Origin of the sequence: Roseixanthobacter psychrophilus, from assembly GCF_043195195.1 — a bacterium.
GTDB lineage: Bacteria > Pseudomonadota > Alphaproteobacteria > Rhizobiales > Xanthobacteraceae > NCEH01.
In genome coordinates this window covers 110,324-132,978 of record NZ_JBAFWT010000011.1, presented here as the reverse complement: position 1 = coordinate 132,978, position 22,655 = coordinate 110,324, and the positions used below count along the sequence as shown (strand labels likewise).

The 22,655-nt window shown below is 66.2% G+C and carries 13 protein-coding genes and 1 pseudogene; 6 read left to right on the top strand and 8 right to left on the bottom strand.

Annotated features, from left to right (window positions below):
• Window positions 1–72 precede the first annotated feature (72 nt).
• The gene (locus tag V5F77_RS12700) at window positions 73–384 is read right to left on the bottom strand and encodes a hypothetical protein (protein ID WP_429005715.1); all 312 of its coding nucleotides are present in this window, start codon (window positions 382–384) and stop codon (window positions 73–75) included.
• Window positions 381–2,018 (bottom strand): GMC family oxidoreductase, encoded by a 1,638-nt coding sequence (locus V5F77_RS12695; protein ID WP_429005714.1) that lies wholly within the window; start codon window positions 2,016–2,018, stop codon window positions 381–383. Before V5F77_RS12695 ends, V5F77_RS12700 begins: the two co-directional genes overlap by 4 nt.
• 334 nt (window positions 2,019–2,352) lie before the next feature.
• Between V5F77_RS12695 and V5F77_RS12690 the strand changes: the two genes are divergently transcribed.
• Entirely contained in the window at window positions 2,353–3,690 is a 1,338-nt protein-coding gene (locus V5F77_RS12690; RefSeq protein WP_429005713.1) for an Nramp family divalent metal transporter, read from the top strand.
• A gap of 151 nt (window positions 3,691–3,841) precedes the next feature.
• On the opposite strand, the gene V5F77_RS12685 is transcribed toward V5F77_RS12690, so the two are convergent.
• Window positions 3,842–4,516, bottom strand: a complete 675-nt coding sequence (locus tag V5F77_RS12685; protein WP_429005712.1) for a GntR family transcriptional regulator — start codon at window positions 4,514–4,516, stop codon at window positions 3,842–3,844.
• 310 nt (window positions 4,517–4,826) lie between these two features.
• Between V5F77_RS12685 and V5F77_RS12680 the strand changes: the two genes are divergently transcribed.
• The 5 genes and pseudogenes from V5F77_RS12680 to V5F77_RS12660 all read left to right on the top strand — a co-directional run bounded on the left by V5F77_RS12680 (window position 4,827) and on the right by V5F77_RS12660 (window position 10,817).
• Window positions 4,827–6,215, top strand: coding sequence for a malonyl-CoA decarboxylase (locus V5F77_RS12680; RefSeq protein ID WP_429005711.1), 1,389 nt, complete (start codon window positions 4,827–4,829; stop codon window positions 6,213–6,215).
• The gene (locus V5F77_RS12675; protein WP_429005710.1) at window positions 6,212–7,741 is read left to right on the top strand and encodes a malonate--CoA ligase; all 1,530 of its coding nucleotides are present in this window, start codon (window positions 6,212–6,214) and stop codon (window positions 7,739–7,741) included. The genes V5F77_RS12680 and V5F77_RS12675 overlap by 4 nt, the downstream gene beginning before the upstream one ends.
• A gap of 121 nt (window positions 7,742–7,862) precedes the next feature.
• The gene (locus V5F77_RS12670) at window positions 7,863–8,885 is read left to right on the top strand and encodes a TRAP transporter substrate-binding protein (RefSeq protein WP_394085420.1); all 1,023 of its coding nucleotides are present in this window, start codon (window positions 7,863–7,865) and stop codon (window positions 8,883–8,885) included.
• A 112-nt stretch (window positions 8,886–8,997) separates the two neighbouring features.
• Window positions 8,998–9,474, top strand: a pseudogene (locus tag V5F77_RS12665) (TRAP transporter small permease subunit); the annotation flags it as partial.
• Between the two features lie 20 nt (window positions 9,475–9,494).
• Window positions 9,495–10,817: a TRAP transporter large permease gene (locus V5F77_RS12660; protein WP_394085419.1), complete on the top strand. Its 1,323-nt coding sequence runs from the start codon at window positions 9,495–9,497 to the stop codon at window positions 10,815–10,817.
• 21 nt (window positions 10,818–10,838) lie between these two features.
• Here V5F77_RS12660 and V5F77_RS12655 read toward each other — a convergent pair whose 3' ends face one another.
• The 5 genes from V5F77_RS12655 to V5F77_RS12635 form a co-directional block, all read right to left on the bottom strand.
• Window positions 10,839–11,747, bottom strand: a complete 909-nt coding sequence (locus tag V5F77_RS12655) for a transglutaminase family protein (protein WP_429005708.1) — start codon at window positions 11,745–11,747, stop codon at window positions 10,839–10,841.
• 5 nt (window positions 11,748–11,752) lie between these two features.
• Window positions 11,753–14,239 carry a circularly permuted type 2 ATP-grasp protein gene (locus V5F77_RS12650; protein ID WP_429005732.1) on the bottom strand — a complete coding sequence of 829 codons (2,487 nt, stop codon included), beginning with the start codon at window positions 14,237–14,239 and terminating at the stop codon, window positions 11,753–11,755.
• 366 nt (window positions 14,240–14,605) lie between these two features.
• Complete coding sequence (locus V5F77_RS12645) at window positions 14,606–17,941, bottom strand: transglutaminase family protein (RefSeq protein ID WP_429005707.1); 3,336 nt, start codon at window positions 17,939–17,941, stop codon at window positions 14,606–14,608.
• A gap of 133 nt (window positions 17,942–18,074) precedes the next feature.
• Complete coding sequence (locus V5F77_RS12640; RefSeq protein WP_429005706.1) at window positions 18,075–21,281, bottom strand: efflux RND transporter permease subunit; 3,207 nt, start codon at window positions 21,279–21,281, stop codon at window positions 18,075–18,077.
• 31 nt (window positions 21,282–21,312) lie between these two features.
• Window positions 21,313–22,599: an efflux RND transporter periplasmic adaptor subunit gene (locus V5F77_RS12635; RefSeq protein WP_429005731.1), complete on the bottom strand. Its 1,287-nt coding sequence runs from the start codon at window positions 22,597–22,599 to the stop codon at window positions 21,313–21,315.
• Window positions 22,600–22,655 lie beyond the last annotated feature (56 nt).

The window sequence follows — 22,655 nt, the reverse complement described above, 5'->3', positions numbered from 1 at the left end:
GCCCGGCCCGCCTCCTTGTGCACATGGCACGAGAGGGTGCCATTGTCGGACGGCCGCGGCGCGGCTGCCGGGTTATTTGGGCGCGGGGGCGGTCCATTCCTGCGCCTCGGCGGTGCCGGCACGGTTATCATAGAGGCAGGCGAAGGTGGCGGCCTGGTTCTTCATGTGCGGCTGCGGCCAGCGGCCTTTCACCAGCACCAGAACATGGGCGGCAAACACCACCGGCGCCCCCTCCACCCGCGCCTGCTTGAGCGCGCTGGCGGTGAGGCAGGCGGCGCGGGCTTTTGCCTCCAGCTCGGCCCAGGCATCCGGCGAGGACGCCGGAGCCGGGCCTGCGGCCAGCACCAGGAGCGCAGCCGCGCCCAGTGAACGAAAAAATGTCATACGCGGGCATCCTCCAGGATCATGGCAGCCCCCTTCTCGCCGATCATGATGGACGGCGAATTGGTGTTGCCGGAGGTAATGCTCGGCATGATCGAGGCATCCACCACCCGCAGGCCGTCGATGCCGATCACCCGCAGGCGCGCATCCACCACCGCCATGGGATCGGACGGCAGGCCCATCTTCGCGGTCCCGACCGGATGGAAGATGGTGGTGCCCACATTGCCGGCCGCTCGCGCCAGGGAAACCTCGTCGTCGCCCACCGCCGGGCCGGGCAGGATCTCCTCCGGCCCGTAGGGCGCGAGCGCCGGGCGGGAGACGATGCGGCGGGCGACGCGGATCGACTGCGCCGCGACCGTGCGATCCTCGTCCGTGGTGAGATAGTGCGGGCGGATCTCCGGCGCCGCCGCCGCATCCCCGGTCTTGAGGCGGATGGTGCCGCGTGAGGTAGGCCGCAGATTGCAGACGCTCATCGTGAAGGCGGGAAACCGGTGCAGCGGGTCGCCGAACTTGTCGAGCGAGAGCGGCTGGACATGAAATTCCAGGTTCGCCCGCTCCTGCGCCGCATCCGAACGGGTGAAGATGCCGAGCTGGGACGGCGCCATGGTGAGCGGCCCGCGCCGCAGGAAAGCATATTCGAGGCCCATGCCCGCGCGCCCCAGCAGCGAATGATAGCGCTCGTTCAGGGTGCCGATGCCGGAAACCTTGAACACCAGGCGCAATTGCAGATGGTCCTGCAGGTTGGAGCCGACGCCGGGCAGGTCGCGCACGGTCTCGATGCCGTTGGCCTGGAGATGCGCGCCCGGCCCAATGCCGGAGAGCATAAGCAATTGCGGCGAGCCGAGCGCGCCGGCGGCCAGCACCACCTCGCGCCGGGCTGTCAGCGTGCGCCGGCCCTGCGGGGTCCGCAGAACGATGCCGGTGGCGCGGTTGTTCTCGATTGTCACCTTCTCCACATGGCCGGCGGTGATCAGCTCAAGATTGCGGCGCGAGAGCACCGGCTTGAGGAAGCCGCGCGCCGCGCTCCAACGCAGGCCCCGCTTCTGGTTCACGTGGAAATAGCAGGAGCCCTCGTTGTCGCCGGTATTGAAATCGTCGATGGCGCCGATGCCATCCTCGGATGCGGCGTCACGCACTTTGTCGAGAAGCGGCCAAGTGATGCGCGGAAACTCCACATGCCATTCCCCCCCAACCGAATGGTGGGCATTGGGGCCGAGAAAATGGTCCTCGTGCTTCTTGAACAGCGGCAGAACGTCGTCCCAGCCCCAGCCGGGCAGGCCCAATTGGCGCCAATGGTCGTAATCCGCCGCCTGCCCGCGCATGTAGATCATGGCATTGATGGCCGAGGAACCGCCGATGGTCTTGCCTCGGGGATAGGACAGCGCGCGCCCGTTCAGGCCCGCCTCCGGCTCGGTCTTGAAGCACCAGTCGGCGCGCGGATTGCCTATGGCGAACAGATAGCCCACGGGAATGTGGAACCAGATCCAGTCGTCCTTGCCCCCGGCCTCGACGATCGCAACTCGCACATTGGGGTCGGCGGACAGCCGGTTGGCCAGCACGCAGCCCGCCGAGCCGGCCCCGACGATGATGTAGTCATATGAATCCGCGCCCGTTTTCGGACGTTCCGACGCCGCCATGGGGTCCTCTCCCTTGATCTTGAGGCGACTTTGGAGGGGCGGCGCCCGCCTCGCAAGGGCATCCGTCTGCGCCTTTCGTCCCCTGCCCTGCGACACCTTGCGGAAGCGCAAAGCGGCAACGTGCGGACCATCTCTTGCATGCTTGCTCGTCGGATCGGAGAAAGAGAGCGGCTATTGCGACCGACTTGCAACAACATTGACAACGATGGAAAAAGCTCCACATTATCTTGCAACTCGTTCGCAATCGCAGGGTTCGACTCTCGTCTGACCCCGGCCGAAAGCAAGCGGCTGATGGGCGCAGCCAATGGTCCGCGTCGAGATTTCCGGTGGCATCATGCTTGATCATTCACGGCAGGTGGGTTTGAACGGCTGGCGGCAGGAGCGGGGCGACCCGGCCCTGTCGGACGTGCACGGCTCCATCGACGTCACCAAGCGCCGGGGCTTCTCCCGCCTGTTCGCCTTCATGGGGCCGGGGTATCTCGTCGCTACCGGCTATATGGACCCGGGCAATTGGGCGACCTCGCTCGCTGGCGGATCACGCTTCGGCTATGCGCTGCTCACGGTTGCGCTGCTCTCCAATCTCATCGCCATACTGCTGCAAGCCCTGTGCTCGCGGCTCGGCGTCGCCTCAGGCCGCGACCTCGCTCAGGCCTGCCGCGACAGCTTCCCGCGCCCGGTCGCCTATGTGCTGTGGGCGCTCGCCGAGGCGGCCATCTGCGCCACCGACCTTGCGGAAGTGATCGGCACCGCCATCGGCCTCAATCTGCTGTTCGGCATTCCCCTGGAAATCGGCGTCATCATCACGGCGCTGGACGTGTTCCTCATCCTATGGCTGCAGAAGCTCGGGTTCCGCTTCGTCGAGGCCCTGGTGGTGGGCCTGCTCGGAATCATCGCCGCCTGCTTCGGCGTGCAAATCGCCTTGGCTGATCCCAATTGGGGCGAGGTGATCCGCGGCTTTGCGCCGACCACTGAGATCATCACCAATCCCGACATGCTCTATCTCGCGCTCGGCATCCTCGGCGCGACGGTGATGCCGCACAATCTCTACCTGCACTCCGCCATCGTGCAGACCCGCAAGCACGACGGCACCGAAAGCGGCATCCGGCAGGCGATCCGCTACGCCACCTGGGATTCCACCTTCGCCCTGATGTTCGCGCTCACAATCAATGCCTCGATCCTGATCCTGGCGGCGGCGGCCTTCCACGGTCGGGGGGAAGTGGCGGACCTCGGCAAGGCCCACGAATTGCTGAACCCCCTGCTGGGAAGCGCGCTCGCCCCCACCTTGTTCGCGGTGGCGCTCCTGTGCTGCGGCCTCAATTCCACCGTCACGGCCACCATTGCCGGACAGGCAGTGATGGAAGGGTTTTTGCACATTAAGCTTCAACCCTGGCTGCGGCGGCTGATCACCCGCAGCATCGCCATCGTGCCGGCGGCGGCGGTCACCATCGCCTATGGGGAGACCGGCGCTTCGTCCCTGCTGATCCTCAGCCAGGTGGTGCTGTCGCTGCAATTGCCGTTCGCCATCGTGCCGCTGGTGATGTTCACTAGCGACAAGCGCAAGATGGGCGTGTTCGTCGCGCCGCGCTGGCAGACGTTCCTCGCGGCGGCGGCCGGGCTGCTGGTGATCTCGCTCAACATCAAGCTGCTGGTGGATTTCTTCACCGGCGCGTGAGGGCCCAGCGTCCCCGCCCAGCGGCGGCGCAGCCGGAGCGCGGAGCCGGGACCCAGCGCAAAAACGCTGCGCAGCAGGCAAAAGCGCAGCACGCCCACGCGCTGCCCCCTCACCCCGTCCCTCTCCTCGGTGGGGAGAGGGGGAAGATCGCTCACCCGGCGCGGGAGACCGCTTCCGCCTCGTCCTGCAAGGCCGTGATCAGCGACATGAAGCGCTCGCCTTGCACCAGCACATGGGCGCGCAATTCCTGCGCGGCGATTTCGCCCTCCCCTGCCAGCAGGGCCGTCAAGATCGCCTCGTGCTCGGCGAAAGAAGCGTCCATGCGGCGGGGCACGCGCAATTGCAGGCGACGGTAGGGTTGGAGCCGCCGTTGCAGGCGGAGCGCCTCCGCCGCCAGCACACGATTGCCGGTGGCGGCATAGATGGCGGCGTGAAAAGCCGCATTGGTGGGATAATAGGCTTCGGGATCGCCCGCCCGCACCGCCTCCTCGCATGCGCGATGGGCGGTTTCCAGCGCCACACGGTCGTCATCCCCCATGCGCCGGGCGGCAAGGCGCGCACAGGCGGCCTCGATCTCCGCCATCAGCTCGAAGGATTCGATCAGCTCGCGCGGCCCGAGCAGCAGCACGAAGGCGCCGCGCCGGGGGCGGATCTCCACCAGCCCTGAAGAGGCAAGCTGGATCAGCGCCTCGCGGATCGGCGTGCGCGAAACGTTGAAACGCTCGGCAAGGCCCACTTCATCCAGCCGCTGCCCCGGCCGCAGCCGGCCGGCGACGATGTCGTCCTCCAGCGCTTCCCGCAAACGTGGTGTGGCTTCGCCCCGCACACTGCTCTCCCGAACCGATGCGCAACTTTAGCAGCTTCAAAAAATGCATCTATACAAATCTTGCATACATGATCGTTGACAGAAAATGCAGAGAGGGTTTTGATACGGGTGCCGTTTCGAGAAAGTCGACGATGCCGAAACTTCAGCCTCAGGCGCGCATTCCGCTTCCGCTCCGTCGCCGCACCGGGCCCCTGTGCTCGGCCGGCGCCGTCCGCGCCGTGCCTTCGGGGTGGGGGATCACCCAGGATTTTGCCGGAACCGGCCACGCCCTGTGTCATGATGGGCAGTCACGCAATTCGGGACGGCGGACATGACCTCCAATACCTCGTTCTTCGGCGACCTCCTCACCACCATTGCCGAGCGCGGCCGCGCGCTGCTTGATCGCTCCACCCGCACTGCTGGCGCCACCCGCGCCGCCACCCTGATCGACCGCTGCGAGGATTTGCTCTCCGGCCGTGGCGAAGCCTCCGGCGTGGCGCTCGCTGCCGACATCCTCAATCGCTATTCCCGCATGAAGACCGGCGAGCGCATCGCCCTGTTCGAGGCGCTTCTCACCACCTTCGGCCCGGACAAGGCGAAGCTCGACGCAGCAATTGCCGCCTATGCCACGGCCAGCGACGACACCGACGCCTCCGAGGCGGCGGTCGCCGCCATCCACCGGGCGAGCGAGCCGCGGCGGCAGGAATTGTTTCGCCGCTTCAACATGGCGCCGGGAGCGACCGCCAGCCTCGTGCGCATGCGCGAGGATCTGATGGACGCCATGGCGCATCGCCGCGACCTCGCGCCGGTGGACCGGGATTTCGGCCACCTTTTCTCCTCCTGGTTCAATCGGGGGTTCCTGGTGCTGCGCCGCATCGACTGGTCCACGCCCGCCAACGTGCTGGAAAAGATCATCCGCTACGAGGCGGTGCATGAGATCAAGGACTGGAACGATTTGCGTGCCCGCGTCGACAGTCCGGACCGGCGCTGCTACGCCTTCTTCCATCCCGCCATGGTCGACGAGCCGCTGATCTTCGTGGAAATCGCCCTGATGAAGGAGCCGGCGGCGGCCATCGCACCGATCCTCGATCCCGAGCGCGGCCCGCCGCTTGATCCAGCAACCGCCACCACGGCGGTGTTCTATTCCATCTCCAATTGCCAGCGTGGCCTCGCCGGCGTGAGCTTCGGCAACTTCCTGATCAAGCAGGTGGTCGAGGAGATCTCCCGGGAGATGCCCTCCCTCACCACCTTCGTCACCCTCTCGCCCACCCCCACCTTCCGCGCCTGGCTCGACGGCGAGATCCGCAACGAGGCCAGCACCCTGCTGACCCCCGCCGACCGCGCCACGCTGAAGCTGCTGGAGACGCCGGACTGGCAGGAGCGTGACGAGGCTCGTGCCGAGCTGACGCCGGTCATCTGCGCCGCCGCCGCGCAGTATTTCCTGGTCGCCAAGACCGCCAGGGGCCGGCCGGTGGACCCGGTCGCGCGGTTCCATCTCGGCAATGGTGCGCGGCTGGAGCGCATCAATCCCATGGGCGACCTCTCGCCCAAGGGCGTCGCCCAGGCCGCTGGGCTGATGGTGAATTATCGTTACGTGCTGGCGGACATCGAGAAGAACCACGAGGCCTTCGCCGGAAAAGGCGAGGTGGTCGCGAGCCCCGCCGTCAAGAAACTCCTGCGGGGCGAAATCGCCTCGCGCTCCCTGGTGCCGGTGCAATGAGCCAGACCAACCATCTCTTCTCCGCCATGCGGGCGGCCATTCCCGCCCTGGACAAGCCCTTGGTGCTGCACCCGGCCGGCGGGGTGGAAACCTATGAAGACGCCCTCGCGCTCTCCGCCCGCATGGCCAACCTGCTGGTCGCGCTCGGCGTGAAGCCGGGCGACCGGGTGGCGGTCCAGGTGGAAAAATCCTGGCCGGCGCTGGCGCTCTATCTCGCCGCCGTGCGCGCCGGCGCGGTCTATCTCCCGCTCAATACGGCTTACACGCTGACGGAATTAAGCTATTTCCTCTCCGACGCGGAGCCGACCGTGATGGTCTGCCGCCCCGAGATCGCGGCCGACGTGCGCACGCTCGCCACCTCCCTCGGCGTGCCCGAGGTGGAGACCCTCGGAGCGAATGGGGTCGGCACACTCACCGACAAGGCGCAGGGCTTTCCCGACACGTTCGAGGACGTGGCGCGCGGACCGGACGACCTTGCTGGCATCCTCTACACCTCCGGCACAACCGGCCGCGCCAAGGGCGCCATGCTGAGCCACGACAATCTGCTCTCCAACGCCCTGACCCTGCGCGATTACTGGCGCTTCACGGCGGACGACGTGCTGATCCACGCCCTGCCGCTGTTCCACACCCATGGCCTGTTCGTCGCCAGCAACATCATCCTGCTCTCCGGCGCGAGCATGATCTTCTGCCCGAAGTTCGATGCCGCCCAGACGCTTCGCCTGATGCCCAAGGCCACCAGCCTGATGGGCGTGCCCACCTTCTATACCCGCCTGCTGGACCAGGAGGGCCTGACCCGCGCGGCCACCGCCCACATGCGGCTGTTCATCTCTGGCTCCGCCCCCCTGCTCGCCGAGACCCATCGCGCCTTCGAGGAGCGCACGGGCCAGGCGATCCTGGAGCGCTACGGCATGACCGAGACCGGCATGAACACCTCCAACCCCTATGACGGCGAGCGGCGCGCCGGAACGGTCGGCTTCCCCCTGCCCGGCGTCGAGATCCGCATCACCGATCCCGAAACCGGCAAGGTGCTGGCGGCGGACGAGATCGGCGCCATCGAGGTGAAGGGGCCGAACGTGTTCAGAGGCTATTGGAAGCTGCCGGAGAAGACCGCCAGCGAGTTCCACGACGGCTTCTTCATCACCGGCGACCTCGGCAAGATCGATCCGCGCGGCTATATCCACATCGTCGGGCGCGGCAAGGACCTCGTCATCACCGGCGGGTTCAACGTCTATCCGAAGGAAGTGGAAGGCGAGATCGACCTGTTGCCCGGCGTGGTGGAAAGCGCGGTCATCGGCGTGCCCCACAAGGATTTCGGCGAGGGGGTCACGGCGGTGGTCGTGCGCAGCGCCGGGGCCGATCTGAGCGAGGCCGACGTGCATGCCGCGCTGGAAGACCGGCTCGCCAAGTTCAAGCTGCCCAAGCGGGTGATCTTCGTCGAAGAACTTCCACGGAATACCATGGGAAAAGTGCAGAAGAACGTGTTGAGAGAGACCTTCAAGGACATTTATCTCAGCTCGGTGGCTTGAGGACGCGCCGCCCGGCCTTGCCAGGGCGTCGCAGTGAATGAACCGCCGATCCCGGAGCAACCGGGACGGGTTCGAGGAAACGCCAATCGGACCGCTGACCGCGGCCATATAGGAGGACACCATGACCAAGATCGCTTCCCCGCGTTCGCGGGCCTGCCAGCGCGGTGCGCTGGCCTTCGCCGCCGCGCTTTTGTGCGCCGCGCCCGTGGCCGCGCAAGACATCACCCTACGCGCCTCGCACCAGTTTCCCGGTGGCAAGGGAGATCCGCGCGACGAAATGGTACAGATGATCGCCCGCGATGTGGAAGCCGCCAATGTCGGGCTGAAGATCCAGGTCTTTCCCGGCTCATCTCTCTATAAGCCCAACGAGCAATGGGGCGCGCTGACCAAGGGCCAGCTCGATTTGTCTTCATTTCCGCTCGACTATGCGTCCGGACGTGTGCCGCAATTCTCAGTAACGCTGATGCCCGGCCTGGTGCGGAACTTTGATCGCGCCGAGCGCCTGAACAACTCCCCCTTCATGGCGGATATCAAGAAGATCGTCGAGGAACACGGTGCGATCGTTATTTCCGACGCCTGGCTTTCCGGCGCATTCGCATCCAAGAAGCAGTGCATCACCAACCCCGACAGCATAAAGGGTCAGGTGACGCGCGCCGCCGGCCCGGCATTCGAGCAGATGCTGGCGAAGGCCGGCGCGTCCATCGCCTCCATGCCTTCCTCTGAAATCTATTCGGGCATGCAGACCGGCGTGCTGGATGCCACCAACACCTCGTCGGAGAGTTTCGTCTCCTACCGCCTCTATGAACAAGTGAAGTGCCTCACGGCGCCAGGGGCGAACGCCCTGTGGTTCATGTACGAACCGGTGCTCATGTCGAAGCAGGTGTTCAACCGCCTCAACCCGGCGCAGCAGAAGGCTATACTGGACGCTGGCAAGAAGGCTCAGGTTTGGTTTTCCACGGAAGTGAAAAAGGGCGATCAGAAGCTGATCGACACCTATAAGAAGGCCGGCGTCGAAGTGATCGAGATGTCCGCCGCCGATTACGACGCCTGGTTGAAGGTGGCTCAGGAAAGTTCCTACAAAAACTATTCCGAGAAGGTGAAGGGCGGCGACGAGCTGATCAAGAAGGCGCTCGCCGTTCAATGACGTCTGCCCGCCCCCCGGCCCGTGCGCGGGCCGGGGGGCGGGAGAACCGCACGGCCGGCCCCTTCGCGGGGGCCGCCGGGTCGCCGTCTCTCGCACCAACCGGCCGAAAAACATGATCCGACCTTTTCTCGCCGCGGTGGATACCCTCTCCCGCATTGCCGCCGTCATTGCTGCGCTGCTCCTCTTCGCCGCCATGCTGGTGACGTGCGAGATGATCTTCCTGCGCTATGTGTTTCGCTCACCGACCATCTGGCAGACGGATTTCGTTATCTTCGCCGCCACGGCCGCCGTGTTCCTGGGCGCGCCCTATGTACTGCAGACCCGCGGGCACGTGGGGGTGGACGTGATTGAGATCATGACGCCGCCGCCGGTGCGGCACGCGCTCGGCCTCGCGGGCGCGGCCTTCGGCCTGCTGTTCTGCATCGCCATGAGCATTGCGAGCCTGATCTTCTTCCACGAAGCCTATGTGAACGAATGGCGCACCTCCACGGTCGCCGCCATCGTGCTGTGGGTGCCGCTGCTGCCACTGCCCATCGGCTTCGTTCTCCTCAGCCTGCAATATGTCGCTGAAATTCTGCGCCGGATCGGCGGAACCTATGGAGATGCCGCATGATCCAGCTTTCTCCCTCCATGGCCGGACTGACGGTGGTCGCGACCCTCGTCGTGCTGCTCGCAACCGGCATGCCGATCGCGTTCGCGCTGGGACTGTCTGCCATCGGCGGCCTGCTGATCGCGAATGGCTTTGGCGTGTTCGAGGTGCTGGCGGAGACCATGTTCGCAGGCATCGCCAACCTTGCCTATGTCTCGATCCCCATGTTCGTTCTCATGGGCGCGGCGGTGGCGGCGACGCCGGCGGGCAAGGACCTCTACGAAGCATTGGACCGCTGGCTGAACCGCGTGCCGGGCGGGCTGGTGCTGTCCAACATCGGTGCCTGCGCGATCTTCGCCGGAATGACCGGATCGAGCCCGGCCACCTGCGCCGCCATCGGCAAGATGGGCATTCCCGAGATGCTCAAGCGGGGCTACCCGTCCTCGGTCGCAACCGGCTCGATCTGCGCCGGGGGGACGCTCGGCATCCTGATCCCGCCCTCGGTGACCATGATCGTCTACGGTATCGCCACCGAGACCTCCATCGGCCGCCTGTTTCTGGCGGGCGTCCTGCCCGGGCTGATGCTGACCGCGATGTTCATGGCTTGGGCCCTGTTTGACTGCAAGCGCAAGGGCTTTCGCTTCGACGAACAGGGCACGACCTTCACGATGAAGGACAAGATCGCCGCCCTGCCCCGGGTCACGCCGTTCCTGCTGATCATCGGCGGCACGCTCTATGTGCTTTACGGCGGCGTCGCCACGCCCTCGGAAGCGGCCGGCGCGGGCGCGTTCCTGACGCTGGGCGTGGTCATCATCATGTACCGGTTGTTCCGCCCAAAGCCGATCGTCGAAATCTTCAGCTCGACCATGCGGGAAAGCGTCATGATCATGATGATTATGGCCTCGGCCGAGTTGTTCGCCTTTGCCCTGTCATCCCTGTTCATCACCCAGAGCGTCGCCAGCGCGATCGCGTCGCTGGAGGTGAACCGCTGGGTGCTGATGGGCCTGATAAACGTATTTCTTCTGATCTCGGGCATGTTCCTGCCGCCGGTGGCGATCATCGTGATGTCGGCGCCGCTGCTGTATCCCATCGTCGTCAGCTCGGGCTTCGATCCCTATTGGTTCGCGGTCATCCTCACCATCAACATGGAGATCGGCCTCATCACCCCTCCGGTCGGCCTCAATCTGTTCGTGGTGAACGCGATCGCGCCGCAGGTTCGCACCAGCGAGGTGCTGTGGGGAGCTTTCCCCTATGTGATCGCCATGATGCTGGGGATTTTCATCCTCTGCCTGTTCCCGCAGATCGCCACCTGGCTACCGGACCTGGTGATGGGCCCGACCTGAACCCGCGCGGTGGCGCCTGCCCTATGACGCCGGCGCCACCGCATAGGGCTTCTCGACCGGCACCACATCGACGCCCACCGCCAGGATATGGTCGCCCGAGGCGACGATGACGCCGTCCACGGGCGCCACGTCGGAATAGTCGCGGCCGATGGCGAGAATGATGTGATCGTTGCCGGCGGCGATCGAATTGGTTGGGTCGAGGCCGATCCAGCCGATCTCCTCCCCGCACCATACCTCCGCCCAGGCATGGGTCGCGTCCGAGCCAGCGAGCCGCTCCTGCCCCGGCGCCGGCACCGTGCGCAGATAGCCCGAGACATAGCGCGCCGACAGGCCGAGCCCGCGCAGCCCGGCGATCATCACATGGGCGAAGTCCTGGCACACTCCGCGCTTCGCGCGGAAGGATTCGTGCGGCAGCGTCGTCACGTCGGTCGCGCCCGGCTCATAGGCGAATTCGGTGTGGATGCGCTCCATCACCTCCCAGGCGGCGGCGAGGATTGGGCGGTTGGGGGCGCAGCTTTCCGCCGTCCAATCGGTGATCGCGGGATCGAGCGGAACACTGCGGCTGGGATAGAGGCCGTGCACCGGCGAACTCGGTCCGAGATCGGCGCTGGCGAGCACAGCCTCGCGAATCACGTCCACCATCGGCGTCGCCTGCGGCTCCGGCAGGGGTGACACCTTCACCTCGACCCGGCTGTGGGTGGAAATCTCCAGCCGCTCGTGAGGCGTGTCGAGGGTCAGCCAAGCGATCGCATTGCCGAAGAAGTCGAATCCCTGCTCCATCTCGCTCGGGATCGGATCGGTGGCGAGGCTATGGGAGAGCACGCGCTGATGGTGCGGTCGGTCCACCGGTGTCATGTGCAGCACCTGCCGCGCGGCCCGCACCGGCGCCCCGTAGAGATAGGTCGTGGTCTGGCGGATGTCGTAGAGCATGACGGCTATCCCTGCCCGGGCCAGGGGACGTCGGCGGCCATTCCTTGGATGAAATAATGCGCGGCGATCTCGTCCGAGAGCTGCGCCAGATCCTGTTCCAGCGCGTCGAAATCCTCGATGTCGAAGGATTCCGCCGTGGCGGCGGTGAGATCGGCCCGCATGCGCGCGACGATGCGCTCCGAGCGCGGCGGCGGCTCGTCCGAATCGCGCCCCGGCAGGACCCGCAGATGCGCGGCGATGCGCTCCACCTGGAACGCCAGCGAGCGCGGATTGTCCGGGTCCAGCAGCACCAGGTCCAGCACCGGCCCCCGCGCCTCGATCACCACATAGCGGCTGCGATAGGTGATCTGGCTGTCGGCGAGTTGCAGCAGCACGTCGAGCGCGCCACGCGGGGCGCCTTGCTCGGCGAAGGTGCGGGCGAAGCGCAGCAGCGCCATGCCCCGTTCGATGCGTCGGCCGAGTTCGAGAAAGCGCCAGCCGGTGAGGCGGTTCATGTTCTCGCTGGCGAGGCCCGAGAAGGCGGCGATGATGCGCAGGGCCGCATCCGCACGTTCATGGGCATCGGCCTCCGAAGGGGCCGTGGGCACCGGCGCCTCCAGGCACGCCTCCAAATCCACCAGGGCACGCCAGGCATCGGGCGAGAAACGGTCCCGGATCACGGACGCCGTGGCGCGGGCTGATTTCACCACTCGCGGGAGGCCGCCGGGAAGATCGCTCCGGGTCAGCGCTGCGATGGCATAGCGGCCCGGCGATGCCCCCGAAAAGTCGCGCGGCATGGCGCCCCAGAACGACAGCAGCTTGATCAGCCGCATCACCAGCGGGCTGTTGGCGGGCTCGGTTTCCGCAAGCCGCCCCACCAGCGCGCGCACCAGGCGCAAAGTCGCCTCGGCGCGCTCCACATAGCGGCCAAGCCAGAACAGATTGTCGGCCGAGCGGCTCGGCAGCGTGCCGGAGGATCGGCGCACACGCACATTGTCGGGGCTCGGCAGGAGGCTGGTGGCCGGCACCTCGCGATCCGCCAGCACCCAGACGTCGGCCGAGCGGTCACCGCGCTGGATCGAAAACGCGCGTGCGTCCAGCCGCTCCGAGATGCGGCAGAAACCGCCGGGCATCACGGTCCAGCCATCGTCGGTCGCGGCCAGGAACACCCGCAGCGTGAAGGGCCGCGGGGTGAGCCTATCGCCGGTCCACACCGGCATGGTCGAGATGCGCGCCACATCCTGGCCGACCAGATCCGCGCCCCGGCGCGCCATCACCGCGGAAAGCTGCCGCCGCTCCTGGGGGGTGAAATCGGCGCCCAGCATCGAGCCGCGCCGGCCCATGCCGGGAACCGGCGTGCCAAAGGCCGACGCCACCACCAGTTCGTCGAGATTCTCCATCACCTGCGCGCGTTCCGCGGCCTGCCCGCACCACCAGGTGCCGACATGCGGCAAGGCGAGCGGTCGGCCGAGCAGCTTAATTGCGAGGCGCGGCAAGAAGCCCATCAGGGCTGGCGCTTCCACCAGGCCCGAGCCCAGAGCATTGGCCAGGGCGACGCCGCCGATGCGCGCCACATGGGCAAGCCCCGGCACGCCGAGGCGCGAGCGCGCGTTCAATTCCAGCGGATCGGCGAAGTCGGCATCAAGGCGGCGCAGCACCACGTCGACCCGCTTCAGCCCCGCGACCGTGCGCACGTAGAGCGCATCCCCGCGCACGGTGAGATCCTCGCCCTCCACCAGGGAGAAGCCCATGTAGCGGGCGAGCAGCGCATGCTCGAAATAGGTTTCGTTCAGCGCGCCCGGCGTCATCAGGCCGACCCGCCCCTCGCCTGTGCGGTCGAGCTTCAGCAGCGAGGTGCGGAACCCCTGGAAGAAGCCGGCCAGCCGGTCCATGCGCATGGAGCGGGATACATCCGGCAAGGCGCGCGACATGGCGAGCCGGTTCTCCAGGGCATAGCCGACGCCGGAGGGCGCCTGCGTACGATCGGAAAGCACCCACCAGCGCCCGTCCGGACCGCGCCCCACGTCGGCAGCATAGAATCGCAGGAACCGGCCGCCGCGCGGGGTGGTGCCGACCATCGGGCGCAGAAATTCGGGGCTGCCGGCCACAGCGGCGGCGGGCAGAGCACCGCGCTCCACCAGCCGTGCAGGCCCGTAGAGATCGGCCAGCAGCGCCTCGAGCAATTCCGCACGCTCCACCAGGCCCGCGGCGAGACCGTCCCAATCGGCCTTGTCCAGCAGCAGGGGGATATGGCTGAGCGCCCACGGCCGCTCACCCCCACCCTTGTCGTCATAGACCCGGTAGAACACGCCGCTGTCGCGCAGGTAGCGATCGGCGGCGCCGAAACGCCGGCGCACCTCCTGCGGTCCGAGTTCCGCTAGGGCAGCAAGAAACGGCACCCAATGGGCGCGGGGGCGACCGTCGGCGCCCATCATCTCGTCGCGCACGCCGGGCAGGGTCTGGTAGCCGTCGAGCACGGTTTCCACCGCGGCGGCTTGGAACGGGTCGGACATGGCGCCCTCGGCTGGGCTCAGCTTGTCCACGCTTGGCTTTCCTCCCGAGAACACGCCGGGCCGACCTTAGCCGGACCGTTCAGCCTCGCTGTCCATCCCTTGTCGGCCGCGTGTCATGGCGGCCTCCACGCTGAGAGATCATGCTGTCTCCGCGCCCGTATGGATGTCCGCGCCGATCAAGATTCTGCGGCCGCTTCGTGTCGCACGGCCGCGCATGATGCCACCTGCGCCGCCGCCCGCAAAAAGCGGCCGGCCCGACGCGGCGTCAGCTCGCCTAGCTTGCCGAACTTTTCCCGCGAGGAAAGACATTATCCGCCATATGGGCGGATTTCTTTTCCGCCGGCAGATTTACTGCCGGCGGCTGCCTCATATTCCGGCAGGCCTGCGCAGGTCGAGGGTGGTCGGGAACTCGTCCGGCGCACTTTCCGCCGGTACATGGGGCACGCCGGGGGTGTGGCCGTGGTTGACGAAGCGTGCAAGCCGGCGCGCCTCCGCCTCATAGGAATTCACCGGATAGGTGTCGTAGCTCCGGCCCCCGGGATGGGAGACGTGATAGACGAAGCCGCCGCGCGAGCGCCCGCCCCAGGTGTCGATGAGATCGAATACCAGCGGCGTGTGCACGGGGATGGTGGGGTGGAGCGCGGAATAGGGATCCCACGCCTTGTACCGCACGCCGGCGACATAGGTGCCGTTGCGCGACGTGGGTGTGAGCGGAACCCGCCGGCCGTTGCAGGTGACCACATGGCGCGCGGGATTGAACCCATCCACCTGCACCTGCACCCGCTCCACCGAACTATCCACATAGCGCACGGTGCCGCCGGAGGCGGCCTCCTCGCCCAGCACATGCCAGGGCTCCAGCGCCTGCCGCAACTCGATGTCGACGCCCGCCCGCTGCACCTTGCCGAAGCTCGGAAAGCGGAACTCGAACTGCGCCCGGAACCAGAGTGGGTCGAAATCGTACCCGGCCTCGCGCAAGTCGTTCAGAACGTCGAGGAAATCCGCCCAGGCATAATAAGGCAGCATGAAGCGATCGTTCAGCGCCGTGCCCCAGCGCACCAGCCCGCCGGACAGCGGCTTGCGCCAGAACGCGGCGATGAGCGCGCGCAGCAGCAATTGCTGGGCAAGGCTCATGCGCCAGTCAGGCGGCATCTCGAAGCAGCGGAATTCCACCAGCCCGAGCCGGCCGGTGGGACCATCGGGCGAATAGAGCTTGTCGATGGAGATTTCCGTGCGGTGGGTATTGCCCGTCACGTCGATCAGGATGTTGCGCAACATCCGGTCCACCAGCCAGGGGGACGGCTGCAGATCGGTGCCCGGCGCCGGGAATTTGGAGAAAGCGATCTCCAGTTCGTACAGGCTGTCGTGCCGGGCCTCGTCGATGCGTGGGTGCTGTGAGGTCGGGCCGATGAACACGCCCGAGAACATGTAGGACAGCGAGGGGTGGCGCTGCCAATAGAGCAGCAGGCTCTTCAACAGGTCCGGCCGACGCAGGAACGGGCTGTCGGCCGGGGTGATGCCACCCACCACCACATGATTGCCGCCGCCGGTGCCGGTGTGGCGCCCGTCGGTCATGAATTTCTCGGTGCCGAGGCGGGCGAGCCTCGCCTCCTCATAGACGATGCGCGTGGTTTCCACGCATCCCTTCCAATCGGAGGCGGGATGGATGTTGACCTCCAGCACGCCGGGATCGGGCGAGAGGCCGATCACCTGCAGGCGCGGATCGAATGGCGGCGGATAGCCCTCCAGATGCACCGGCATCTTCAGCTCGGCGGCCACCGCCTCCACCACGGCAACGAAGTCGAGATAATCCTCAAGCTGGGTGACCGGCGGCATGAACACGCACAGCCGACCATCGCGCGCTTCCACGGACACCGCCGTACGCACCGCCTGATCCGCCGGCTCCGGCGCCCGCGCGAGGTAATCGGAGACGATCTGGCGGGCCCGCTCGGCCGAGGGCACATGGCCGGTATCGGCATCGCGCTCATAGCCCTGCGCCATCTCGTCGGGATCGGGCAGCGGCCCGCGCGGCTCCATCGGATCGGCGGGAATGGTGTGGGGATAGAGGATAGGCGAAAGATAGGGCAGCGAATCCAGCGGCAGGCGGAAGCCGATGGCGCTGTCGCCGGGCACCAGGAACAGATGGCCGCGGCGGAACTTCCAGACCTCGCTCAGCCATCCGCTGCCGGCCTTGTCGTTGAGCCGCGTCACCGGGATGACGAAGCCACGCGGCGTGGCGAGGCCATCGGCCAGCGCCTTGGCCAGCGTGATGCGCGCCTCGGGATCCTTCAGGCGCTTGTCGCCGGGCTCCAGATTCTGCGGCAGGTTCGCTTCCTTGAGGAGGAAATGGGCGTTGTCCTCATAGGCGGGCTGGACATATTTGGCCGAGAGCCCGAGCCGTTCGGCAAGGGCGCGCGCAAACCGCTCGGCGTCCGCAGTGGTGACGCCGTAATCGTGCGCCTCGTCGGCGATCAGGCCCTCGTCATGCCAGATCGCCTTGTCGTCCTTGCGCCAGAACAGGCCGAACGACCAGCGCGGCAGCGGCTCGCCGGGATACCATTTGCCCTGGCCGTAATGCAGCATGCCGCCGGGGGCGAAGCGCTTGCGCAACCGGCGGATCAGATCGTCCGCTCGCACCCGCTTCTGCGGGCCGAAAGCGGCGGTGTTCCATTCCGGATCCTCATAATCGTCGATCGAGACGAACGTCGGCTCGCCGCCCATGGTCAGGCGGACGTCATTGCCGAGCAGGTCGGCGTCGACCTTCTCACCGAGCGTGTTGAGCGCCGCCCAGCTTTCGTCCGAGAACGGCAGCGTGACGCGGGGCGCCTCGGCAACGCGGGTCACTGTCATCTCGAAATCGAAGGTGACCTCCGCCGGCTCGACCAGGCCGGTGATCGGCGCGGCCGAACGATAGTGCGGGGTCGCCGCCAACGGGATATGGCCTTCCCCGCACAGCAGGCCGGAGGTGGCGTCGAGGCCGATCCAGCCGGCGCCGGGGAGATAGACCTCGGCCCAGGCGTGCAGGTCGGTAAAATCCACGTCGGTGCCGGAGGGACCGTCCAGCGCCGGCACGTCCGGCTTGAGCTGGATCAGGTAACCCGAGACGAAACGGGCCGCCAGGCCGAGGCGGCGCAGCACCTGCACCAGCAGCCAGCCGGAATCGCGGCAGGAACCGAGCTTGCTCGTGAGCGTCTCTTCCGGCGTCTGAACGCCGGGCTCCAGGCGGATCACATAGCCGACCTCGGCTTGCACGCGCTGATTGAGTCCGACCAGGAAATCCACCATGCGCGTCTTGGTGCGCGGGATCGCAGCGACGAAGGCGTCGAGCGCGGGGCCGTCGTCCTCAAGCGCCAGATAGGGCGTGAGCTCCGCCTTCAGCTCCTCGGTATATGCGAAGGGGAAATGATCGGCATATTCCTCGATGAAGAAGTCGAACGGATTGATCACCGACATCCGCGCGAGCAGGTCCACCTCGACCTTGAACTCCGTGGTCTTCTCGGGGAACACGAGCCGGGCCAGCCAGTTGCCGAACGGGTCCTGCTGCCAGTTGATGAAGTGCTCGGCCGGGGTGATCTTCAGGGAATAGGCGGGTATCTCGGTGCGGCTGTGGGGCGCCGGGCGCAGGCGCACGGTCTGGGGACCGAGCATGATCGGCCGGTCATAGCTGTAGCTGGTGACGTGGTGGAGGCTCGCGAGGATCGACATTCAGGTCACCAGCTCCAGTTGGCGCAGCACGGCTTGAGGTTAGACAAGCGCACCGCCTCAAGAAAGCGTGAGTTTACGGCGTGCATTGCCGCTTTTGGAGGCAGGGGCGCGCACGGCGCCCCTGCTGCCGCCATCAGGCGGACGCGTGATGGCCGGGGACTTCGCCAGCTGGCGGCGGCGTCGGCCCGCCTTCTGGCGTGGCGTGCGGCTTCTTTTTCTTGCCGAGGTACTTTTCCTCGAAGCGCTGCAGCACCGTGTAGAAGGACGGCACGAACAGAACCGCGAGGCAGGTGGAGGCGAGCATGCCGCTCACAACCGCGATGCCGATGGACTTGCGCGAATTGGCGCCCGCACCGGTGGCGAAGACCAGCGGCAGCACGCCGAGGATGAAGGCGAACGACGTCATCAGGATGGGGCGGAACCGCAGGCGCGACGCCTCCACCGCCGCTTCCGCGATCCCCATGCCCTCCATTCGTTTCTCGCGGGCATATTCAACGATCAGGATGGCGTTTTTCGATGCCAGGGCGATCAGCAGGACGAGACCGATCTGGGTATAGAGGTTGTTTGCGATTCCAAGCCCGACCAGCGCCCCGACGGTGCCGAGCAGCGCCAGCGGCACCGCGAGGATCACCGACAACGGCTGGATCCAGCTCTCATATTGTCCCGCGAGCACCATGTAGACCAGCAGGATCGCCAGCCCGAAGACATAGTACATCTGCGAACCGACCTGCTTCTCCTGATAGGACATGGCAGTCCATTCGAAGCCCATGCCCGGCGGCAAGGTGGCGGCTGCGATCTGCTCCATCATGCTCAGCGCCTGACCCGAGGAGAAGCCCGCGGCGTTGGTGCCGACGATGGTGGCGGTCGGATAGAGATTGTACAGCGAGATCAGGGGCGCGCCGGGAATCACGCGGATGTCGATCAAGGTGCCGAGGGGCACCATGGTGCCGTTGCTCGCCTTCACCTTGAGGTTGTTCAGATCCTCCGGCGAGATGCGCGACTTGGCCTCGGCCTGCGCATAGACCTGGAACACGTTGCCGAACTTGTTGATCTGGGTGACGTAGGTGGAGCCCACATAGGTGGAGACGGCGTTGAACACCTGCCCCACCGTAACGCCCAGCGTCTCGGCCTTGATGCGATTGACGTCCACCTGCAATTGCGGCGCGCCCACGCGGAACGAGGTGGACAGGTGGGAGAGCGAGGACTGGGTCTCGCCCTTGTCGATGATCGCGTTGGCGACCCGCTCCAGCAGGACATAGTCGAAATTGCCGTCGCGGATCTGCGGCTGCATGGTGAAGCCGGCCGCGTTGCCGATGCCCTGGATGGCGGGCGGAACCAGGACTGCGATGCTCGCTTCCTCGATCTGGCTCAGTTCCGCGTTCATCCGCGTGTAGATGGACAGCAGGTCCTGACCCTTCTCCTTGTCGCGTACGCTCCAGTCCTTGAACGTGACGTAGAGCACCCCGGCACTGCTCAAGGTTGAGTTGTTGTCGAGTGCGGAAATGCCGGTGATGCCGAGCACCGTGTCCACGCCCGGGATCTTCTGGGCGATGGAGGACGCCTTGTTCACCACCGCCTGCGTCCGCGCGGTGGACGCACCGTCTGGCAGCTGAACCGCCAGCACCACATAGCCCTGGTCCTCGATCGGCAGGAATGAGGTGGGGACGCGGGTGAGGCCGTAGCCGGCGAGGGCGATCAGCCCCAGCGCCACCAAAACCATCAGGCCGGAGACGTGCACCATGCGGGTGATCAGGGCGGTGTACCCACGTTCGCAGCGGTCATAGATGGCGTTGAAGCCGCGGAAGATGAAATTGCGCTTTTCCGGCGGGGTCGGCGGACGCAGCCACAGGGCGCACTGGGTCGGCTTCAGGGTCGCCGCGTTGATCGCCGAGATGAAGGCGGTCGCCGCGATCACCAAGGCGAACTGCTTGAACATCTCGCCGGTCAGGCCGGGAATGAAGGATGCGGGCAGGAACACCGACATCAGCACCAGCGTGATGCCGATCACCGGACCAAACAATTCGTCCATCGCCTTTTCGGCGGCGGGCTGGCCCTCCATCCCCTCCTCGATGTGTCGCGCGACGCCCTCCACGATCACGATGGCGTCGTCGACGACGATGCCGATGGCGAGGATCAGCGCGAACAGGGTCGAGAGATTGATGGTGAAGCCCATGGCGGCCATGGCGGCGAACGCGCCGATGATGGTCACCGGCACGGTGGTTGCCGGCACCAGAGTCGCGCGCCAATCCTGCAGGAACAGGATGATGACGACGAGCACCAGGATGCCCGCCTCGTAGAGGGTCTTGTAGACCTCGCCGATGGAGGCGGCGACGAACAGGGTGGTATCGAAGGGGATCTGGTAGGCGACGCCTTCTGGGAAGGACGTCTTCAACTGCTCCATCTTCGCCTTGACGTTGGCGGCGACGTCGAGCGCGTTGGCGTTGGGCAATTGAAAGATGGCGATGCCGGTCGCCGGCTTGTTGTCGAGCTGGAAGGTCTTGGAATAGCTCTGCGCACCCAGTTCGACGCGGCCGATGTCCTTCACCCGCAGAATCCGGCCGCCATTCTGGTTGTCCACCTTGACGATGATGTTCTCGTAATCGGGAACGTCGTTGAGGCGGCCTTGGATGTTGACGGTATATTGGAAGCTGGTGCCCGCGGGCGTCGGCGGCATGCCCACCTGGCCGGCCGTGACCTCCTGGCTCTGCTTCTGGATTGCACTCACCACGTCGGAAGGGGTGAGGCCCACAGACTGCATCTTGTCCGGGTCCATCCACACGCGCATGGCGTAATCGCCGGCGCCGAAGATCAGGACGTTGCCCACCCCGTCCAGGCGCGCCAGCTCGTTCTGCACGTAGATGGCGGCATAGTTGGACAGGAAAAGGCCGTCATAGCGCCCGTCCGGCGAGGTCAGCGCGACGAACTCCAGGATCGAGGTGCCCTTCTGGAGCGTGGTCACGCCCTGGGTCTGCACCGCCTGGGGCAGCGAGGCCATGGCGATGGACACGCGGTTCTGCACCAGCACCTGCGCCATGTTCGGGTCGGTGCCGATGGCGAAGGTCACCACCAGCGTATAGGTGCCGTCGCTGGCTGCCCAGGACTGCATGTAGAGCATGTCCTGGACGCCGTTGACCTGCTGCTCGATGGGCAGCGCCACGGTGTCGACGATGGTCTTGGCGCTGGCGCCGGGATAGCTGGTGCTGACCGTGACGGTGGGCGGCACGATATTGGGATATTGCGCCACCGGCAGGCGGATGAGACAGACCGAGCCGATCAGCACGAAGAGAAGAGCGAGGACGTTCGCCAGTACCGGTCGCTCGATGAAAAAGCGCGAGATCATGTTCGCCGCCTGTGGCTCGAGGGATCGGTCGTCAATTCTTGGGCGCGGCCGGCGTCGCCGCTGGGGGCGTCGTCGCGGCGGGAGACGTGGTGGCAGCCGGGGCCGTGGCTGCGGGGGTGGTCGCGGCGGGAGTGTTCATCGCCGGCGAGATGGGCTTCTTGGGCTCGGGGGGCGTCATGGCGCCCTTCTCGACCGTGACCTTGGAGCCAGGCACGGCGCGCTGCAGGCCGTTGACCACCACCTGCGTGCCGGCCGAAAGCCCGGCCGACAGGGCCCGCAGTCCGTTGCTCTGGATCTGGCCGAGATTCACGACCTGCTGCGATACCTTGCCGGTGGAATCCACCGTCAGCACGTAGCTGCCGCTCTGGTTCGTGCCGATGGCCGCGTCATTCACCACCACCATGTCGACCGGGGCGCCAAGCGGCAGGCGCACCCGGGCGAACAGTCCGGGAATCAACGCCATGTTCTTGTTCTCGAAAATGCCGCGCACCGTCAGCGTGCCGGTATTGGGATCGACCTGCGGCGCAACATAATCGAGCCGTCCGGCGTGGGGGTAGCCCTGCTCTGTCTGCAGGCCGATCTCGACCGGAATGTTGGCGAGATCCTGCGACACCGACTGGAGGGTCCTGCCTTGCTTGGCCAGGGCCTCCTTGATGTTCAGGACCTGGGTCTCGGACAGTGAGAACCACACATAGATCGGATTGATCTCGACGATGGTCGCGAGCTTCGTGGGGCTGCTGTAGCCGACCAGCGCGCCGATATCCTGGAGATGGGCCGTGACCACGCCATCGAACGGCGCGGTGACCTGCGTGTAGCCGAGATTGATATTCGCAATGTCGAGGCTGGCCTGGGCGTTCTGCACGTCGGCCACTGCCCCGTCGCGCTTGGCACGGGCCTGATCCAGGGTCGCCTGCGAGGCGAAATCCTGCTTGGCGAGCTGGCTCTGGCGATTGAACTCGGCTTCCGCCTGCACCTGCGCGGCCTGCTTGGCGGCGAGCGTCGCCTTGGCCTGGGCCACGTCGGCAATATATTGGTCCTGCTCGATCACGAACAGAACCGTGCCCTTCTTCACGAAGGCACCGTCCTTGTATTTGATGTCGGTGAGGAATCCCTGGACGCGGGCGTTGAGGTCCACCGTGTTGATGGAGGCCGTGTTGCCGGTCAGCTCGAGGTAGCGCGTCACCGGCACGGCGGTCGCTTCAGCGACGGTAACGGTCGGCGGCGGCGGTGCGACGTAGGTGTTTTTTTCCTCGCATCCGGCCAGCGCAAGGGCCAGCACGGGAATTCCAACCACCCACCGAGGCCGCATCGCGCCCATGACTAAGCCGGCCGACAAGCCGACATTCAAGCCGACGCGGCAAACACGCGCTACCC

Bases quoted from the DNA above. Each gene is read 5' to 3' on its own strand.
- V5F77_RS12700 (WP_429005715.1), bottom strand. From the start codon at position 384: ATGACATTTTTTCGTTCACTGGGCGCGGCTGCGCTCCTGGTGCTGGCC.
- V5F77_RS12695 (WP_429005714.1), bottom strand. From the start codon at position 2,018: ATGGCGGCGTCGGAACGTCCGAAAACGGGCGCGGATTCATATGACTAC.
- V5F77_RS12690 (WP_429005713.1), top strand. From the start codon at position 2,353: ATGCTTGATCATTCACGGCAGGTGGGTTTGAACGGCTGGCGGCAGGAG.
- V5F77_RS12680 (WP_429005711.1), top strand. From the start codon at position 4,827: ATGACCTCCAATACCTCGTTCTTCGGCGACCTCCTCACCACCATTGCC.
- V5F77_RS12675 (WP_429005710.1), top strand. From the start codon at position 6,212: ATGAGCCAGACCAACCATCTCTTCTCCGCCATGCGGGCGGCCATTCCC.
- V5F77_RS12670 (WP_394085420.1), top strand. From the start codon at position 7,863: ATGACCAAGATCGCTTCCCCGCGTTCGCGGGCCTGCCAGCGCGGTGCG.
- V5F77_RS12660 (WP_394085419.1), top strand. From the start codon at position 9,495: ATGATCCAGCTTTCTCCCTCCATGGCCGGACTGACGGTGGTCGCGACC.
- V5F77_RS12655 (WP_429005708.1), bottom strand. From the start codon at position 11,747: ATGCTCTACGACATCCGCCAGACCACGACCTATCTCTACGGGGCGCCG.
- V5F77_RS12650 (WP_429005732.1), bottom strand. From the start codon at position 14,239: ATGTCCGACCCGTTCCAAGCCGCCGCGGTGGAAACCGTGCTCGACGGC.
- V5F77_RS12645 (WP_429005707.1), bottom strand. From the start codon at position 17,941: ATGTCGATCCTCGCGAGCCTCCACCACGTCACCAGCTACAGCTATGAC.
- V5F77_RS12640 (WP_429005706.1), bottom strand. From the start codon at position 21,281: ATGATCTCGCGCTTTTTCATCGAGCGACCGGTACTGGCGAACGTCCTC.
- V5F77_RS12635 (WP_429005731.1), bottom strand. From the start codon at position 22,599: ATGGGCGCGATGCGGCCTCGGTGGGTGGTTGGAATTCCCGTGCTGGCC.